A 17504-nucleotide genomic window follows, 5' to 3' on the forward strand; every position below is an offset into this window, starting at 1 on the left:
GAGCGATTATCAAATGCGAACAAGCCTATCGAAGATTTCGGCGACCAGCCTCATCCTTTTTCTTGCCATTACCTCCACTTGCGCGGCCCAGGACATGGTGCGCGTGCCTCCCGGCAACCGCAATTCCGAGCAGCCTGCGATCCCCTCGACATCGGCGATGCGCGCCAAGGCCTTCTCCACGACCTATGAGGAGAAATACGAGAAGATCCTCACGGTGCTCCGCCAGGACAAAAGCCTGATGCAGCAGATTAAGAAGGCAGCTGAGACCTATCAGATCGATCCGATCCACATCATTGGCGCCCTTGTCGGCGAGCACACCTACAACATCACGATCGTCGACAGGGTTCAGTCCTACTATGTCAAGGCGCTCGCCTATTCGAAGGCGGACTTCACGTTCAGCTACAAGGGCACGTCCGTGCAGTCCTTCGTGAAGAGGCCGGAATTTGCGCGTTGCAATGGTTTCACCGGCAGCACCGAACTCTGGGAATGCCGCGACGAGACGTGGGATCAGAATTTTCGCGGTAAGACCATCGACGGCATTTCCTATGAGAACATGACGTTCCAGCGAGCGTTCTTTCAGCCCTTCTATGCCGGGCAGACCTTCGGCCTCGGGCAGATCAGCCCGCTGACGGCGCTGGAGGTCACCGACCGGGTGCATGCCACCAGCGGATTGGCGAAATTATCGCCGGACGATCCGCAGGCGATCTATCGCGACATCATGGATCCGGCGCGCAGCGTTCTCTACATCGCCGCGATCATCAAGGATGCCATAGAGGCCTACCGGGATCAGGGCTTCGATATCTCCGACAATCCCGGCCTGACCGCGACGCTATACAATGTCGGCCAGCCGCGTCGCCGGGCGCTGTCGCTCCGGCAGGATGCCGATAAGCCCGGTGGTCGCAAGCTGCCGGAGGAGAATTATTACGGCTGGCTGGTCAACGACAAGCTGACGGAACTTCAGGGCCTGTTGGCCGGGTCATGAATGGCGGAAGGCGGGTGAGGCAGCGATGCCGACCCGCTTTTGCCGTTACAGGCATGAGGGGCCGACCCTTACGATCTCGCACCCTTCCATCCGAGAAGCCGCATCGCATTGGCGGTGACGAGCACGGTGGCGCCGGTATCGGCGAGGATCGCCGGCCAGAGGCCGGTGATGCCGACAACCGTGGTCACCAGGAACACCGCTTTCAGGCCGAGGGCCATGGTGATGTTCTGGTGGATATTGCTCATCGTCGTGCGCGACAGCACGACCATGTTGGCGACATCGGTCACGCGGCCATGAAGAGCCGCGGCATCGGCCGTCTCCAGCGCCACATCGGTGCCGCCGCCCATGGCGATGCCGACATCGGCGGCCGCCAGCGCCGGCGCGTCATTGATGCCGTCTCCGACCTTTGCGACGATCTGCTTTTGCGCCTGCAACTCGCGCACGATGCGCTGCTTGTCCTCGGGCAGGAGCTGGGCGCGGGGCTCGATGCCGAGACCCTTGGCGATGGCCGCAGCCGTCCGTGCATTGTCGCCGGTCAGCATGACAGCACCGATCCCGGCCGCTCTCAGTGCCTCGATCCCGGCGCGGGCGTCAGTGCGCGGCTCGTCACGCATGGCGATCAGGCCGGCGATCCTGCTTTCCACGACCAGCACGGAGACGCTCTTGCCTTCATCGTTCAGGGCCACGATCTGGGCATCCTGTTCGGTCGAGAATACTTCGATCTCCCGCGCCGCCTGTGGTGAGAGCAGCAATATGGCCTCGCCGCCAACCCGGCCGCTGACGCCCTTTCCGGGCAGGGCTTTCGCTTCGGCAGCAGGCGGAACCGGGAGCCTGTCAGCCTTTGCCCGTTCGAGGATCGCAAGCGCAAGCGGATGGCTTGAGCCGCTTTCCAGTGCGGCAGCCCTCGACAGCACCTGGGCTTCGGTATGGCCGAAACCGGCGACGTCGGTCACCTTCGGCTTGCCCTCGGTCAGCGTGCCGGTCTTGTCGAAGGCGACCGTCGTCACCTTGCCCATGGTTTCCAGAACTGCGCCGCCCTTCAAGAGCAAGCCGTTGCGAGCGCCCGCCGAAAGGGCCGCAGCGATGGCTGCCGGCGTCGAGATGACGAGGGCGCAGGGGCAGCCGATCAGCAGGATGGCGAGGCCCTTATAGACCCATTCCATCCAGCTCGCGCCGGCCACCAGCGGCGGCGTCACCGCGACCAGTGCCGCCACAGCCACGACAGCAGGCGTATAGTAGCGCGAGAAGCGGTCGATAAAGCGCTCGGTCGGTGCCTTGGACTCCTGGGCTTCCTCGACCAGCTTGACGACACGCGCAATCGTGTTGTCGGCGGCGGCCGCGGTGACTTTGACGCGCAGCACGGCGTCGGTATTGATCGTGCCCGCGAAGACCTTGGCGTCTATGCCCTTGCGCACCGGCGTGCTTTCGCCGGTCACCGGCGCCTCATCGATGGCGCTTTCGCCTTCGACGATCACGCCATCGGCGGCGATACGGTCGCCGGGGCGAATGAGAATGATCGTGCCGACCTTGAGGCTGTCGGCCTGGACTTCGTGGGTCTGGCCGTCTTCCTCGACCAGCGCGGTTTTCGGAACCAATGTCGTCAGTGACTGGATGCTGGCGCGCGCCTTACTGGCGGCCACGCCTTCCAGCAGCTCGCCGACGAGGAAAAGGAAGACGACTGTTGCCGCTTCTTCGCCGGCATTGATGATGACGGCGCCGATGGCCGCGATGGTCATCAGCATCTCGATGGAAAAAGGCGTGCCGGCCAATGCTGCCATGACGGCACGGCGCGCGATCGGCACGAGGCCGACCAGCATCGCGACGATAAATGCATAGGGTGCGATCGAGGGAACGAGATGGCCGATAGCATAGGCGGCAACCAGCGCGCCGCCTGACAGGATCGTCAGCCGGCCCTTTTTGCTCGCCCACCATGGGCCGTTCGTCGGCGCATGGTCGTGGCCATGCAGTCCCTCGATCTCCTTCTCGGCGTGCTTCTGATCGGTATGATGATCATGGCTGGCATGGTCATGCGCCGAATGATCGTGGCCGCTGTGATCATGGGAATGGTCATGATCGCCTTTGCACTGGTGGCCATGATCGTCATGCTGATGTTCAGTGGGCGAGGGTGCTGCCTTGCCGGCAAGCGGCGCGACGGAATAGCCGAGGCCCGCCACCTTCTTTTCGATGGCGACAAGGTTGCTGGTCTCGTCGTGGCGGACGGTCATCGTGCCGGCGGTCACCGAGACCGAGACATCCTCGACGCCGGGCATGCGCCTGACGGCCGTATCGATCTTGGCCGCGCAAGACGCGCAATCCATCCCGCCAACTCTGTATCGTGTCTGTGTCGCTGCTGCCATGATCCGCTTCCTTGTCAAACCGTGGCATCCTTCCTACATCCTCTAGTGACTAGAGGTGCAAGAGGAAAATTATGAAAAAGATCACGATCGGCGAAGCGGCCCGGCAAAGCGGTGTGAAGGTGCCGACGATCCGCTACTACGAGAGCATCGGTCTTCTGGCTGAACCGGAGCGGAGCGAGGGCAATCAGCGCTCCTACCAGCAGTCGCATCTGCAGAGGCTCGCCTTCATCCGCCACGCCCGTGAACTCGGCTTCGAAGTCGACTCCATCCGCACGCTGCTGGCGCTACAGGACGACCCGCACCAATCCTGCGCCTCGGCCGACGCCATCGCCAAGGCCCGCCTGATCGAGGTCGAGCAGCGCATCCGCAGCCTGATGGCGCTGAAAGCCGAATTGGAAATGATGGTAAAAGGCTGCGGCCACGGCCGCGTCGACCAATGCCGGGTGATCGAGGTTCTTGCGGATCACGGGGAATGCATGCATCCGCAGCATTGATGGGATAGGGTTGAATTCACCCCAATTGCCATCTCGCAGTGCCCCATCGAGCACCATGAAAAGTAATGTTTTTCCTCAAGCCGAGACTGATCAGCACCAAGCTGGATAACAGTCGGCCTTCGTTCAAGCGCCTTGTCGAAGCCAGCTGCGTACCATTGCGATGACGCTTCTTTTCATGTCAGCGACCGAGTTTCGAACGGTCTCCACACGATCCATAATCCATTTGAGCCAGCCGTAAGTTAGCAGCTTCTCGCGGCCTGCGTGGAAAAGACGTTCGACCAACAGGAAGCTCATCAGGTATGCCAATGCGATTATTACGAGTCCGAAGATCACATGACCCCTGGCAATGACGAATAGAGCGTAGATCTTCAGTGGCTCAGCAATCGCAAGCGGGACGACGAACAGAACGAGAATGACGCCTCGTGGCAATGAACCAACAAACTCGCCGAAGTGCACTACGATGGAGAGCGAGGCGAACCAGTTCACGAACGGGCGGTATAGTGGTCGGGCGACTTCGCTGATGAGCACGAGCACGGTTATGACGAGCCGCAAAGGTAGCAGAAGCAATTGCAAGGCAGACCGGCGTCGGCGTTCGATGACCATCTCTGAAAGCCTCATATCGTCATCAACTGGTGGTCAATGGCTGTTTAAATATGTTCGCTTGGGCGCCCTACGATATCTAGCAAACCCTTTGCGGGCAAACGCGAAGCCATGCCGCGACGGTGACTTTGGCTTGAACGAGTTTCCGAAGATTACCAAGCGCCAATCAGGGAATTGCCGAGGAGCGGAACGAGGTTGGTTCTTCCATCCTGGTTCCGAACGGTGATAGACGCCTGCATTTTCTTAGGCGACTTCCGAAACCAGTTCGTGGCAACGGTGGCGAGGTCTCCGATCATCGGATGCTTGCGCCAATCCGCGAAACGCTCGGCCGTCGCCTCAGGCTCGAAATGATAGAAGAAATCGCCGGACTGGCCGAGATCGTTGATAGACGCAGCCATGGATGAAAGCCGACGCTGAAACATCTTCGAATGGATCAACAGGCCTGGCGCACTTTCCGAGAACGCAGGGGCCATGAAGTCGATGGCCCAACCGTCCGCTTCGACCCAGCAGTGGAAATTTTCGCCAGCGCCGGAGACATAGCCATCGTCGCGCTGGTCGGCGAAAAGGATGTGTTTTCCGTCAAGATTGTAAGCGGCGAGACCGCCCTTCGGCTTTGCCTTGATCTTGAAATGATGTTCGAGAATGAAGGCTCCGAACGTACTGAAATACATCGAAGCCGTGGCGGGATTGGCGTTTTCGTTGATCAGCAGGCTGTTGATGACCCGGTAAATCCGATGGTAGTCGCTTTGCTTGATCAGCATGATCGTTTGCCCTTAAACCCACAATATGGGCCTTCCCGTAAGTGATGGCAGCGGCCATGTAAACGTCAGATGTGACAGATATGGCCTCTATCCTTCGCCCAGGGTCACATTCGATCCTGTGTTGCTACGGACAGTCTTGGACGGCAGGAGTTAAGCGCAATTGGCTATCGAATATGAGGGCACGCGATTTCAGGTTGTTTCGGCCGAGGTCTAAAGCGCCTCCCCAATGGCATAGAAGTGTCCACCCGCGACGTGATGAAGGCTGCGCCATTCCGGCCCCGCTGTTTCGAAATGCCAATGCCCATCCCGGAACACGCGGTCGTCCGCCCACGCAGCGATGACCTCGGCAATGAAGAGGTCGTAGGTGTCCTGTGTATGCGGCTCGCTGACCAGTCTGCAGGCGAGCCAGGCCGAACGGCCTTCAACGAACGGCAGATCCTGTCCGGGCACTTCGAAGATCGAGACACCTGATTTCTGAAGCTTGTCCGGTTCGTCGTACAATGTCCGCGTTCCGACGTCCCGTGTCAGCGCAAGTTGGGCGACCGTCGGAACTTGCACGACGAAAACCCCGCTCGCCTCGATGAGGGAGCGCGTCTGCGCAACCTTGTCGACAACCAGGGTGAGCTTCGGTGGATCGATATCAAGACCGCAACACCAGGCCACAGCCATGACGTTGTCGATGCCGCCATGCCGTGCGGACAAGAGCACGGTCGGGCCGTGGTTGATCAGACGAAAGGCCTTCTTAAGCTCAACGGAATTCATGTGCTCGTTCATTGGAAGTCCAGATAGATGAAGTCATAACTGCCCGTGGCTTCCTGGCTGGTACTTATGCCATTCCGACGTATGTGAAATGAAATAAGCCGAAACAGGCACCAGGACGTTAAAAACGAAGAAGAGCGGTAGCGCGCGTCTTACCTCGATAATGATCTCAATTCCTCTGGTGCAACCAGAATAAGATCCGCGCCAGCGAGCTCGAGTTCTTCACGGTTACCGTAGCCCCAAAGAACGCCGACGGCACGCATCCGATTCGCCTGGGCGCCGACGATGTCAAATTTTCTATCGCCGACCATCAGGCAATCCTGGGCGGCCAGTCCAGTATCCTGCAGAATATGCGCCAGCAGTTCGGGCTTATGGTCCAGACCGGCTCCTGGTATGGAGCCATATATGCCCCGGAAAAGGTTCGATAGTCCGTGATTGTCGAGAATGCGCTGTGCGAATGTTTGCCGTTTGGAAGTCGCCAGAAGGAGGCGAATGCCTTGAGAATGCAGCTCGAGGAGTGTTTCCCTGATGCCGGGGTAAAGCTCGCTCAGCAGGAGACCACGAGTTCCATAGTCAGCTCGGTAAGCGTCGACCGCCTCCGCGACACGATCATCGCCGAATGAGCTGAGAAGGTAACGCATCACATCTTCGATCGGCGGCCCAATGATCGAGCGGATATCCATCTCGGGGTCCGTTTCATGGCCAAGAGCCCGCAACGCCGCGCGGCAGCTTGAAAGGATACCTGGTTGGGAATCGACCAACGTTCCATCGAGATCGAGGAGGAGGTTGGAAGCGGTGTAGGACACGGGGATCTCACTTTCTCTATCGATGGTCGAAAACAGAGCCATTTATAAACGCGGATATCAGGGGAACGCGTCAAGGGAAGCGAACAGGAACCTATGGCCTCGCAATGATTGCGGCAAAAGGTTCGCTCTAACGAATGAAAGCGGCCTTTCGGCCGCTCTCTGACATTTCTAACAGAACAGAATGCGCGGAAACCTGGGCACAATCACTTTGTGACAAGCACAAGCAAGCCCGCCCACCTTTGATCAGCTGCACCCACTCGTGCTGCCGCATGTGTCGCACTTCTCGCAGGTGCCATTCCGGACCATGGTGAAGTTCTGGCATTCGGTGCACATGTTGCCGGTATAGCCCTGCATAATGGAGCGGGCGCGGCGTTCGGATTCCAACTTCTTGGCGTCGGCCTTGGCCGCTGCCGCGTCGTCTGCCGCCTTGTCGGTGAAGAGGCCGGTTTCTTCCACCACTTCCTCGGCAATCTCTTCGGCCAATTCCTTGGCGCGTTCCTCATAATCGCGCTTGAAGGCGACGACTTCCGAGGTGGAGATGGCGCTCGTCGGTTCCAGCTTGCGCACGGCATTGCCGGAGAAAGCGGAGATCGTCGAAACCGAGGAGGCGCGGGCAGGGGCGGCAGTGGCCGAACCCTTGACCTCGGCTGCCGGGCGCTCGCCCGAAGTCGGCACCAGCGTCGGCTTGTAGCCGCGGGTCAGGCCCTTGGAGAACACATCGGCCTTGCCTTCCGAAATGCCGCGGCCGAGCGCCGTGGCGTTGAAGTCCGAAGTGTCGACATGCGCGAGATCATGGCGGCCGAGATAGGAGATGGCCAATTCACGGAACACGTAGTCGAGGATCGACGTGGCGTTCTTGATCGCGTCGTTGCCGGTGACGATGCCGGCCGGCTCGAACTTGGTGAAGGTGAAGGCGTCGACATATTCCTCGAGCGGCACGCCATATTGCAGGCCGAGCGAGACGGAGATGGCGAAGTTGTTGATGAAGGCGCGCAGCGCCGAGCCTTCCTTGTTCATATCAAGGAAGATTTCGCCGAGGCGGCCGTCGTCATATTCGCCGGTGCGCAGGAAGATGGTGTGTCCGCCGATCTTGGCCTTCTGGGTATAGCCCTTGCGGCGGCCGGGGAGTTTCTCCTGGCTGCGGACGACCTTTTCGATGACGCGTTCGACGATCTTCTCGGTGATGGTGACGGCCTGGGCGGCAGCCGGAGCCTGCAGGAATTCCTCCAGCGCATCCTCATCATCCTCGTCTTCGATCAGTGAGGAGTTGAGCGGCTGGCTGAGCTTGGAGCCGTCGCGATAGAGCGCGTTCGCCTTCAGGCCGAGCTTCCAGGAGAGCATGTAGGCGTTCTTGCAATCCTCGACGGTTGCTTCGTTGGCCATGTTGATCGTCTTGGAAATCGCACCCGAGATGAAGGGCTGGGCAGCCGCCATCATGCGGATGTGGCTTTCGACCGAAAGGTAACGCTTGCCGATCTTGCCGCAGGGATTGGCGCAATCGAAGACGGCGAGGTGCTCGTTCTTCAGGAACGGCGCGCCTTCCAGCGTCATCGCACCGCAAACATGGATGTTGGCGGCCTCGATGTCCTTCTTGGAGAAGCCGAGATGGTCGAGCAGGTTGAAGCTGATGTCTGCCATCTGCTCGTCGGAAACTTTCAGCGTGCCCTTCAGGAAGTCGGCGCCGAGGGTCCATTGGTTGAAGACGAACTTGATGTCGAAGGCGCTCTTCAGCGCGGCGTTGACGGCTTCCACCTTCTCGTCGGTGAAGCCCTTGGCTTTCAGCGTCGAGGGGTTGATGGCCGGCGCCTGGTTCAGATTGCCATGGCCGACGGCGTAGGCTTCGATCTCTGCAAGCTGGCTTTCGCTATAGCCGAGCGCCCGCAGTGCTTCCGGAACGGCGCGGTTGATGATCTTGAAGTAGCCGCCGCCGGCGAGCTTCTTGAACTTCACGAGGGCGAAGTCAGGCTCGATGCCGGTCGTGTCGCAATCCATGACGAGGCCGATCGTGCCGGTCGGCGCGATGACGGTTGCCTGGGCATTGCGGTAGCCATGCTTTTCGCCGAGTGCCAGCGCCTTGTCCCAGGCAGCCTTGGCATGGGCAACGAGATCCTGGTCCGGATTTTCGGAATGGATCAGCGCCACCGGATTAACCGCCAGGCCTTCATAGCCGGAAGTCTCGCCATAGGCGGCACGGCGGTGATTGCGAATGACGCGCAGCATGTTCTCGCGGTTCGGCTTGAACATCGGGAACGTCCCGAGCTCCGAGGCCATTTCCGCCGAGGTCGCATAGGAGATGCCGGTCATGATCGCGGTCAGCGAGCCGGCGATGGCGCGGGCTTCGTCGGAGTCATAGGGAATGCCGGAGGACATCAGCAGGCCGCCGATATTGGCGTAGCCGAGGCCAAGCGTGCGGTATTCATAGGAGAGTTCGGCAATGCGGCGCGACGGGAACTGCGCCATCATCACCGAGACTTCGAGAACGACGGTCCAGAGGCGGACGGCATGCTCGTAATCGGCGATGTTGATGCGCTTCGTCGCTGCATCCTTGAACGTCATCAGGTTCAGCGAGGCAAGGTTGCAGGCGGTGTCGTCGAGGAACATATATTCCGAGCACGGATTGGATGCGCGGATCGGGCCGGCAGCCGGGCTGGTGTGCCAGTCGTTCATCGTCGTGTTGAAGTGCAGGCCCGGATCGGCCGATGCCCAGGCGGCGTAGGAGATCGATTCCCAGAGATCACGCGCCTTCAGGGTCTTCATGATCTTGCCGTCCTTGCGGGCGGTCAGGTGCCAGTCGGCATCGTTCTCGACGGCGCGCAGGAACTCGTCCTTGATCGAGACGGAGTTGTTCGAGTTCTGGCCGGAAACGGTCAGATAGGCTTCCGAGTCCCAGTCGGTGTCGTAGGTCTTGAACTCAAGATCCTTGTAGCCCTGGCGGGCGAACTGGATGACGCGCTGAACGTAGTTCTCCGGAACCTGGTCCTTCTTGGCAGCGCGGATTTCGCGCTTCAGGGCAGGGTTCTTGGCCGGGTCGAAGCAATCGTCATTGTCGCCTTCGCAATTGACGGTCGCCTTCATGATCGCCTTCAGGTGCTTGGCGACGATCTTCGAACCGGTGACGAGGGCAGCAACCTTCTGCTCTTCCTTGACCTTCCAGTTGATGTATTCCTCGATATCCGGATGATCGATGTCGACGACGACCATCTTGGCGGCGCGGCGCGTCGTGCCGCCCGACTTGATGGCGCCGGCAGCCCGGTCGCCGATCTTCAGGAAGCTCATCAGGCCGGAAGAACGGCCGCCGCCGGACAGCTTTTCGCCTTCGCCGCGCAGCAGCGAGAAGTTCGAGCCGGTGCCGGAACCATATTTGAAGAGACGGGCTTCGCGGACCCAGAGGTCCATGATGCCGCCTTCGTTGACGAGATCGTCCTCGACCGACTGAATGAAGCAGGCATGCGGCTGCGGATGCTCATAGGCCGACTTGGACTTGGTGAGCTTGCCGGTGAAGGGATCGACATAATAATGGCCCTGGCCGGGGCCATCGATGCCGTAGGCCCAGTGCATGCCGGTGTTGAACCACTGCGGCGAATTCGGCGCGACGCGCTGGGTGGCGAGCATATAGGCAAGCTCGTCCTGGAAAGCGGAGGCGTCTTCCTCGGACGAGAAATAGCCGCCCTTCCAGCCCCAGTAGGTCCAGGTGCCGGCCAGACGGTCGAAGACCTGACGCGCATCGATTTCGGAACCGGTCTGGCTTTCCTTCGGCAGATCCTTCAGGGCAGCTTCATCGGGAACGGAGCGCCACAGGAAGGAAGGGACGTCGTTTTCCTCGACCTTCTTCAGCTTGGTCGGAACGCCGGCCTTGCGGAAGTACTTCTGCGCCAGAATATCGGCGGCGACCTGCGAGAACTGCGCCGGCACGTCGATGTTTTCGAGGCGGAAAACGATCGAGCCATCGGGATTCTTGATCTCGCTGGTAGCCTTGCGGAATTCGATCTCCGCATAGGGTGACTGGCCTGCCTTCGTAAAGCGACGCTCGATGCGCATGGTCCCATAACCTCATTCGTTGGAGCACACCTGCCTCGTAAACAGGGCGCAAAAGTTCTCGTCTGGCCTCGCGACTTCAACGCGCAGCCATTGCTCATTCCGCTATCTGACAGGGGATGTCATTCGGAGATGACTTTCCTGTATCTTGTGGCGATGGTGGCTGCAAACACTAAATATAGTATTAACAGCTTATTGCCGCCAGTCCCCGCATGTGTTTTTTTGGCAGCTTCGACATCGGCACAAAAAGCCTCACGGCGCGACCATCATTGGTGCATCGCCCTGAATTCAAATCCGATTTCGAGTTGAGGACCAGCCCCTCATTATTCCGCCTGGCCCAGTCGCCGCCGCAACGGTTCTTATTAAGTTTGAAAGACCCGATTCCGTCAAGGGGTGGTTTGCGACAGATTTTTAACCACAATATCTTGTGGGCTTACCTGTGGAAACTGGGGAAACGCTGGGATGTCAGAAGATTCAAGTGCTTGGCGGAAAATGCTCGCCCTTCGCACGACCGCTTTCGGGGTAAATACCATCAACGAAGGAGGCCAGCGCGACAATATTGTGAACGTGGCCCCGAAACCATTGGTTTTGGCGCAAAACCATGCTGTGGCGTCTTATGATTCGCGTGGAAGGCCTTGAATCCCGCATGTTCTTGCGGGCGAAGGCTACTAAATATAGTGGGCGCCGAAGCGCCCACCTCTACTGCTGATATATTAGATGGATCGCATGCGTCACAGAGAATCACCGCTGATTCGGGCGAGCTCCGAGTCCATTTCAGCCCTTATGGCCCTTGGCGATCGGCTCCTGATAGGTGAAGCCCATGTCCCAGGGGAAGTAGATCCAGGTGTCCTGGCTGACCTCGGTGACGAAGGTGTCGATGGTCGGTACGCCGGTCGGCTTGGCATAGACGCAGGCGAAATGCGCTTTCGGCAGCATGGCGCGCACTTCGAGGGCGGTTTTGCCGGTATCGGTCAGGTCGTCGACAACCAGCACGCCTTCGCCGCCGTCGGTGAGGAGTTCCGCGGTGATTCCCTTGAGCAGGTTCATTTCGCCCTGGCTCGAATAATCATGGTAGGAGGCGACGCAGACGGTCTCGATCATGCGGATGTTGAGTTCGCGCGAAATGATGGCCGCGGGAACGAGGCCGCCACGGGTGATACAGACCATCGCCCTGAAGTTCTTGTTGAGGCCGGCAAGCCGCCAGGCAAGGGCGCGGGCATCGCGATGGAACTGATCCCAGGATACGGGAAAGGCTTTATCGGGCAGGGACATGGCTCAGGAGCTCCGGGAGCAAAAATAACGACACACCGGCGCTACCGGCGACCCTGAGCAGACCCCGCGACGGGCGCGGACCATGGACCAAATCCTGAAACGCAATTCGCTCGCCGTCTGCCGGAACATGATCTCACCCAGAAGCGTCTGGGCAGTTTGGGGCATGTTCCCTGGACCGCGCGAATGGTTCCCTGGCGGGAATTCTGTCATCGGTCGCTGTTTTCTGCTGGATTTACGGCCAAAAGGCAAGAGCCGCGGCTATGCAGCCCATCCGGCAGGGTGTGCAAAAGCTGAGGCAGCGGCTTTGATGCCGGGCAATCATGTGCCCTTCAGTCCATCATAGGCGCGCTTACCTCGCCAGCAGCGTCATCGCTGTCATCGACTTCAACAGCGTCCGGGTCGTACCGCCGAAGATCAGCTGCCAGAGCCAGGAATGCGTATAGGCGCCCATGACAAGCAGGTCGATCGAGTTGTCGGCAAGACGGTTCTCGATGACCTGCGACGGCGTCTTGCCGCCGCAGCTTTCCGTCGTCAGCGTGGCGCGAACACCGTGACGCGCAAGCGTCGCTCCGATCTCGCGGCTAGTCTCCGTTGGTGAATGCTTGGAGCTCTCGGATGTGTCGACCGAGAAAATCTCCACGGTGTCGGCAGCCTTCAGGAGCGGCATGGCGTCGAACGTCGCGCGGGCTGCTTCCTTCGAGCCGTTCCAGGCGATCAGGACGCGGCGGATCGGTTTGGGCTGGGTCAGTATATACGGGATCATCAGCACGGGCCGCCCGCTTTCGAACAGGAAGCTTTCGACGTCGACATTCGAGTCGGACGATCTGGACGGGTCTGGCTGTACGGCAACCAGCAGATCGGCGCTACGGGCGCTTTCGATCAGGGGTTCGGAGCCATAGCCGACGGTGCTGGTGAAGCTGCGCCACTCATAGTCGAGACCCTCACGCTCCATTTTCGCACGGAACAGCTGCTCGACTTCGACAGCCTGGCTGTGGGCCATGTCCTGCAGGGCTTGCACGGCGACCGGATCAGGGATCTCCATCGGCGCGACCAGCGGTACGGTCGAGACGATTTCAGCATGCAGGCCGACAATGTGAGCGCCGTGCTCCTTGGCGAAAGCGGCGCCAAAATCGACCGCGACCTTTGCGTTGTCGGGCGTGTCGAGAATAACCAAAATGGTTTTGTAGGACATGACGAGATCTCCCGTGCGGAAGGGATCGGATCGGTTCATTATACCATCATTCCGCATGATATTAATGCGCCGATATCATTCCGGTTCCCTTCCGGACGAAAAAGACCTCGTTGAGCGTCATGCCTCAGCTGACTGATTTTCCTTGGCTTTCGACTGTCTGATGGTTTCGATCATCGCCCGCACCTCGGCTGCGACACTTTCAACCAGCTCGGCGGAACGGGCGCGCACGACGATCTCGGTCGAGAAGGATTGGCCGACATAGCGCGGATAGGAGCCGATGCTGGTATCCGGGTGTGCTTTCTGGATGGCGCCGAGCGGCGTGCCGATCTCTCCTTCGCCGTAAGGGCAGGAAATCGCCGTCGACAACATGCGGGTGCCGGAGCGCAGCGTCGGCACGACATTGTCGAGCATCGCCTGGAAAACTTGCGGCACGCCGGCCATGACATACACGTTGCCGATGTTGAACCCCGGGGCGGTCGAGACCGGATTGGCGATGTGCTTCGATCCGACCGGCATGCGCGCCATGCGCTGGCGCGCCTCGGTGAACTCCATCTCGCGCTTGGCATACATCTCTGCCATGATCCGCATCGCCTCCGCATCATGCTCGCAGGCCACGCCGAATGCCTTGGCGATCGCGTCAGCCGTGATGTCGTCATGCGTCGGGCCGATGCCGCCGGAGGTGAAGATATAGTCATATTGGCCACGCAGCGCGTTCAGCGCCGCAACGATGGCGTCTTCGTCGTCGGCAACGATACGGACTTCCTTCAGGTCGATGCCGGACAGCAGCATGACATCGGCGAGATGGCCGATATTCTTGTCTTTCGTCCGGCCGGAGAGCAGTTCGTCTCCGATGGCCAGCATGGCGGCTGTGACAATGGTTTCATTGGTCATGGAAGTATCCGTGGAATTGCGCAGGCGCGCGTTCGAAAAAGCGTTTGAGATAGGTAGCGCCGTTTGCAGCGAATGAAAACTGCCGTTTTCATGTCCACGGCAGTGAACGAAAGCGACCGCAAATGAATTTTCGTCTTCGTCAGGTGAACAGTCCGTTCCCGTTGCGGGGGCTGCGTCCTTGTCCCGTCGCTGATACAACTTGGGCCGACAATCAACGCGTCCAACGAACGGGAGATATTCATGGCTAAGGTTCTGGTACTTTACTATTCCGCCTATGGTCACATCGAGAAGATGGCCTATGCCGTTGCCGAAGGTGCCAAGTCGGCTGGCGCCGAGGTAACCGTCAAGCGTGTTCCAGAGCTCGTGCCGGAAGAGGTCGCCAAGGCTTCCTACTTCAAGCTCGACCAGGAAGCGCCGATCGCAACGCCGGATGAGCTGGCCGAATACGATGCCATCATCGTCGGCGCCGGCACCCGTTTCGGCACGGTCGCGTCGCAGATGCGCAATTTCTGGGATCAGACCGGCGGCCTCTGGTTCTCAGGCAAGCTGGTCGGCAAGGTCGGCTCGGTCTTTACGTCGTCCGCGACCCAGCATGGCGGCCAGGAGTCGACCATTCTCGGCTTCATCCCGACCCTCCTTCACCACGGCATGGCCGTCGTCGGCCTTCCCTATGCCTTCGCCGGCCAGATGGGCACGGAAGAAGTCAAGGGCGGCTCGCCCTATGGCGCTTCCACGATCACCAATGGCGATGGCTCGCGCCAGCCTTCGGAGATCGAACTGGAAGCCGCCAAATATCAGGGCGCCCACGTCGCCAAGATCGCGGCCAAGCTCGTCGCCTGATTCGCACTTTGCCAATCCATTAAAAGGCGCAGCGAAAGCTGCGCTTTTTTGCGCCTGGGAGCCGGCAGGAGTCAGTGCGAACAACCGGTCTCGTCAGCAAAAAAACCACTGCAGAGTGCGATGGAGGTCATGCCTTTGATGTGATCGCTATTTCTGGTGGCATTCATGAAGCGTTCATCAATTAGGGTTCAATGATGGGCTGTAAACTTTGAATGGAGACGTCATGAGCAAAATTTTCAATATCGTCGGCGCAGGCGCGTTGACGCTGATCATGGGACTCGCATCCTTTACGCCTTCGGTCGCCGCGCCGCTCAATACGGCCAAGCCGGCAGCGAGCACTGCCGTCGAACAGGTGCAATACCGTGAAGGCGACCGCCGGCGTTGGGACGACAGAAGGCATCGCCCGAACCGTCGTCAGCCGCACTATCGTCCCGGTTCGTGGAATGGCTATCACGGCTACCAGCGTCCCCGCCCGGGCTACCGCCGCCACAGCGATGGCTGGTGGTATCCGGGTGCTGCTTTCAGAATCCAGATTCGCTAAGCGTCCAACGCTAGAGCAGACGAAAAAAAGGCGGCCCAGCGGGTCGCCTTTCTTGTTGGGTGGAGGCCGATCAGGCGAGTTGTGCCCGGAACTGGGCAACCCGCTCGGCATAATCGTCAGCGGAAAAGAAGTCGCTGCCAACGACGAACGTGTCGGCGCCCGCATCCGCAATTGTCCTGATATTCGACAGTTTCACGCCGCCATCGACCTGGATGTGAGTTGATAACCGATCCGCCTCGAACAGGCTTCGAGCCATTTCAATCTTCGGCAAGGCTGCGGGGATGAGCGCTTGGCCACCGAAGCCGGGGTTGATTGTCATGACCAGCAACATATCCAGCCGATCCTTCAGATAGGGAAGGAAATCAAGCGGAGTGGATATGTTCACGGCGAGGCCGACATCGCATCCAAGCTCTCGGATACGGTTCAATGAGCGATGTACATGTGGTGTCGCTTCATAATGAATGGTGATGCTGTTGGCACCAGCCTCGACGAAGCTCTCTATCAAACCATCGGCTTCATACGTCATCAAATGCACATCGACATAGCCGTCAAAGCCGTCTTCACGCAGCGATTTCAGAAGTGGCGCCCCGAAGGATAGGTTCGGGACAAAGCGATTGTCCATGACATCGAAATGAATCAAATCGCCGCCGGCGCGAATAGCTGCACTGCATTCTTCCGCAAGGCGTGCCAGATTGCAGGCTAAGATCGACGGCGCAATCCGATTGTCAGGTTTCAAAGCCGGCTTTCCGCATTTGTTCGTGCAAGTGGTGCGGACGACGGGGGTCGAACCCGTACGGATCACTCCGAGGGATTTTAAGTCCCTTGCGTCTACCAGTTTCGCCACGTCCGCGTGCCTTTCCCTTCAAGCACTTGAGCGATTCAGTCAAGCGGTTGTTCGCTTATATGTGCTTGCTCGTGGATTTAGAGAAGGTGGGTTTGGCGACAGCTCCTTCGGTGGGGAAATACCTCAGGCGATTGTTAAGATACGTTTGCAGGCAATAGTTCTTGAGAGGGTTCTTGTCGCTGCCCAGATATGAACAGGTCTTTTCGGCGTCCACCAATAATGCTCTCGCCTGTTTCGGTGTCACGATGACCGTTCTTGTTGATCTTTGACCTTGTGTTTCGCATGCTGCCAGCAAAGGGGCCAAGATGACCACCATTGAAATAAGACGTATGCTTAAACTGCCGGAGAACCCAAGTGTCATTTTTCCAGTGCTCTCCCGACAGGATAAGCGAAATTGCTCCGACATTGTGATAGCCAAACTCAGCGGCCCTGCAACACACGAATGAGCGCTGGCGTCGGTAGGCGGGTGCGGAACGAGGTCTGAAAATCGTTGTAGGTCACTCGTCCCGAGGCGATGCCGTTTGCAAGTCTCTGGCATGTGACTTTCTTGGCTTGCGAGGTCGGGACATTGGCGATCAACGACATGCCGAGTATTTCCTGCTGCGAGCCCTTATTCGCAGCGCAGAATTCGATCATCTTGGCCTTCAGCGCCGGACTGCCTTGCAGCAGTGTCTTCATGACGTCATATTTTTCTTGAGAAGGCAGCGCTGGCGAGCAGGAGGCGAGCATCGCGAGCACTATGGTCGCGCCGATATAGCGAATGAATTTCATTTTGGGGGCTCCTGAGAAAACAGGATAGAGATATCCGCAGCAGGCGAGCTTCTCAATGCGTTCGTGCAATTTAAGGTTAAGAATGATGTGTGGGCCTGAACGCGCCGCAAAGCGAAGCCCGCCGGCACCGGATAAGCCGGATTGAAGCGGGCCTCTAACCATCATCATGATGGCTGGCCGTATTGGAGACGGACGGTTTCGTCCTGTCAATTCGCAGATTTTGGGGTTGCGACCTGAGGGAACCGCTGGCGAAAATCATGGCAGTTGCGCGTTTGATGGTCGCAGCCTTGCTCCGGCAAGCGTGGCAATCTTACTCGGACAGGTCGGAAACTGCCATAAACAGGCTTTCGTTACTCATC

At 59.1% G+C, this 17504-nt stretch carries 15 protein-coding genes and 1 tRNA gene; 4 read left to right on the forward strand and 12 right to left on the reverse strand.

The annotated features are described in order from the left end of the window. Positions 1 to 13: 13 nt before the first annotated feature. Positions 14 to 982, forward strand: coding sequence for a DUF1402 family protein (locus tag PMI03_RS05810; RefSeq protein ID WP_309574326.1), 969 nt, complete (start codon positions 14 to 16; stop codon positions 980 to 982). 68 nt (positions 983 to 1050) lie between these two features. Here PMI03_RS05810 and PMI03_RS05815 read toward each other — a convergent pair whose 3' ends face one another. Further along, positions 1051 to 3339 carry a heavy metal translocating P-type ATPase gene (locus PMI03_RS05815; RefSeq protein ID WP_007690842.1) on the reverse strand — a complete coding sequence of 763 codons (2289 nt, stop codon included), beginning with the start codon at positions 3337 to 3339 and terminating at the stop codon, positions 1051 to 1053. A 71-nt stretch (positions 3340 to 3410) separates the two neighbouring features. Between PMI03_RS05815 and PMI03_RS05820 the strand changes: the two genes are divergently transcribed. After that, entirely contained in the window at positions 3411 to 3833 is a 423-nt protein-coding gene (locus tag PMI03_RS05820; protein ID WP_007690844.1) for a helix-turn-helix domain-containing protein, read from the forward strand. Between the two features lie 123 nt (positions 3834 to 3956). On the opposite strand, the gene PMI03_RS05825 is transcribed toward PMI03_RS05820, so the two are convergent. The 8 genes from PMI03_RS05825 to PMI03_RS05860 form a co-directional block, all read right to left on the reverse strand. Further along, positions 3957 to 4436: a hypothetical protein gene (locus tag PMI03_RS05825; RefSeq protein WP_007690847.1), complete on the reverse strand. Its 480-nt coding sequence runs from the start codon at positions 4434 to 4436 to the stop codon at positions 3957 to 3959. 149 nt (positions 4437 to 4585) lie between these two features. After that, positions 4586 to 5194, reverse strand: coding sequence for a DUF2026 domain-containing protein (locus PMI03_RS05830; RefSeq protein ID WP_007690850.1), 609 nt, complete (start codon positions 5192 to 5194; stop codon positions 4586 to 4588). A 210-nt stretch (positions 5195 to 5404) separates the two neighbouring features. Next, positions 5405 to 5968 carry a flavin reductase family protein gene (locus PMI03_RS05835; protein WP_007690851.1) on the reverse strand — a complete coding sequence of 188 codons (564 nt, stop codon included), beginning with the start codon at positions 5966 to 5968 and terminating at the stop codon, positions 5405 to 5407. 137 nt (positions 5969 to 6105) lie between these two features. Next, positions 6106 to 6801 carry an HAD hydrolase-like protein gene (locus tag PMI03_RS05840; RefSeq protein WP_007690853.1) on the reverse strand — a complete coding sequence of 232 codons (696 nt, stop codon included), beginning with the start codon at positions 6799 to 6801 and terminating at the stop codon, positions 6106 to 6108. Between the two features lie 201 nt (positions 6802 to 7002). Further along, on the reverse strand, positions 7003 to 10797 hold the full coding sequence (locus tag PMI03_RS05845; RefSeq protein WP_007690856.1) for a vitamin B12-dependent ribonucleotide reductase: 3795 nt from the start codon (positions 10795 to 10797) through the stop codon (positions 7003 to 7005). Positions 10798 to 11568: 771 nt separating this feature from the next. Beyond that, on the reverse strand, positions 11569 to 12066 hold the full coding sequence (gene gpt / locus PMI03_RS05850) for a xanthine phosphoribosyltransferase (RefSeq protein ID WP_007690857.1): 498 nt from the start codon (positions 12064 to 12066) through the stop codon (positions 11569 to 11571). Positions 12067 to 12415: 349 nt separating this feature from the next. Further along, entirely contained in the window at positions 12416 to 13258 is an 843-nt protein-coding gene (locus PMI03_RS05855) for a universal stress protein (protein ID WP_007690858.1), read from the reverse strand. A gap of 117 nt (positions 13259 to 13375) precedes the next feature. Beyond that, positions 13376 to 14149 carry a competence/damage-inducible protein A gene (locus PMI03_RS05860; RefSeq protein WP_007690859.1) on the reverse strand — a complete coding sequence of 258 codons (774 nt, stop codon included), beginning with the start codon at positions 14147 to 14149 and terminating at the stop codon, positions 13376 to 13378. A gap of 240 nt (positions 14150 to 14389) precedes the next feature. Here PMI03_RS05860 and wrbA point away from each other — a divergent pair, with 240 nt between their 5' ends. Both wrbA and PMI03_RS05870 read left to right on the forward strand, forming a co-directional pair. After that, complete coding sequence (gene wrbA, locus PMI03_RS05865) at positions 14390 to 14989, forward strand: NAD(P)H:quinone oxidoreductase type IV (RefSeq protein WP_007690860.1); 600 nt, start codon at positions 14390 to 14392, stop codon at positions 14987 to 14989. 223 nt (positions 14990 to 15212) lie between these two features. Beyond that, entirely contained in the window at positions 15213 to 15530 is a 318-nt protein-coding gene (locus tag PMI03_RS05870; RefSeq protein WP_007690861.1) for a hypothetical protein, read from the forward strand. A gap of 70 nt (positions 15531 to 15600) precedes the next feature. Here PMI03_RS05870 and rpe read toward each other — a convergent pair whose 3' ends face one another. The 3 genes from rpe to PMI03_RS05885 form a co-directional block, all read right to left on the reverse strand. After that, a complete protein-coding gene (gene rpe, locus PMI03_RS05875; RefSeq protein ID WP_007690862.1) occupies positions 15601 to 16266 on the reverse strand; it encodes a ribulose-phosphate 3-epimerase in 666 nt (221 codons plus the stop codon). Between the two features lie 29 nt (positions 16267 to 16295). Beyond that, positions 16296 to 16380: transfer RNA gene (locus PMI03_RS05880), tRNA-Leu, on the reverse strand. Positions 16381 to 16794: 414 nt separating this feature from the next. After that, the gene (locus tag PMI03_RS05885; RefSeq protein ID WP_007690867.1) at positions 16795 to 17145 is read right to left on the reverse strand and encodes a hypothetical protein; all 351 of its coding nucleotides are present in this window, start codon (positions 17143 to 17145) and stop codon (positions 16795 to 16797) included. Between the last annotated feature and the right edge of the window lie 359 nt (positions 17146 to 17504).

Source organism: Rhizobium sp. AP16 (assembly GCF_000281735.1).
Taxonomy (GTDB): Bacteria; Pseudomonadota; Alphaproteobacteria; order Rhizobiales; family Rhizobiaceae; genus Rhizobium; species Rhizobium rhizogenes.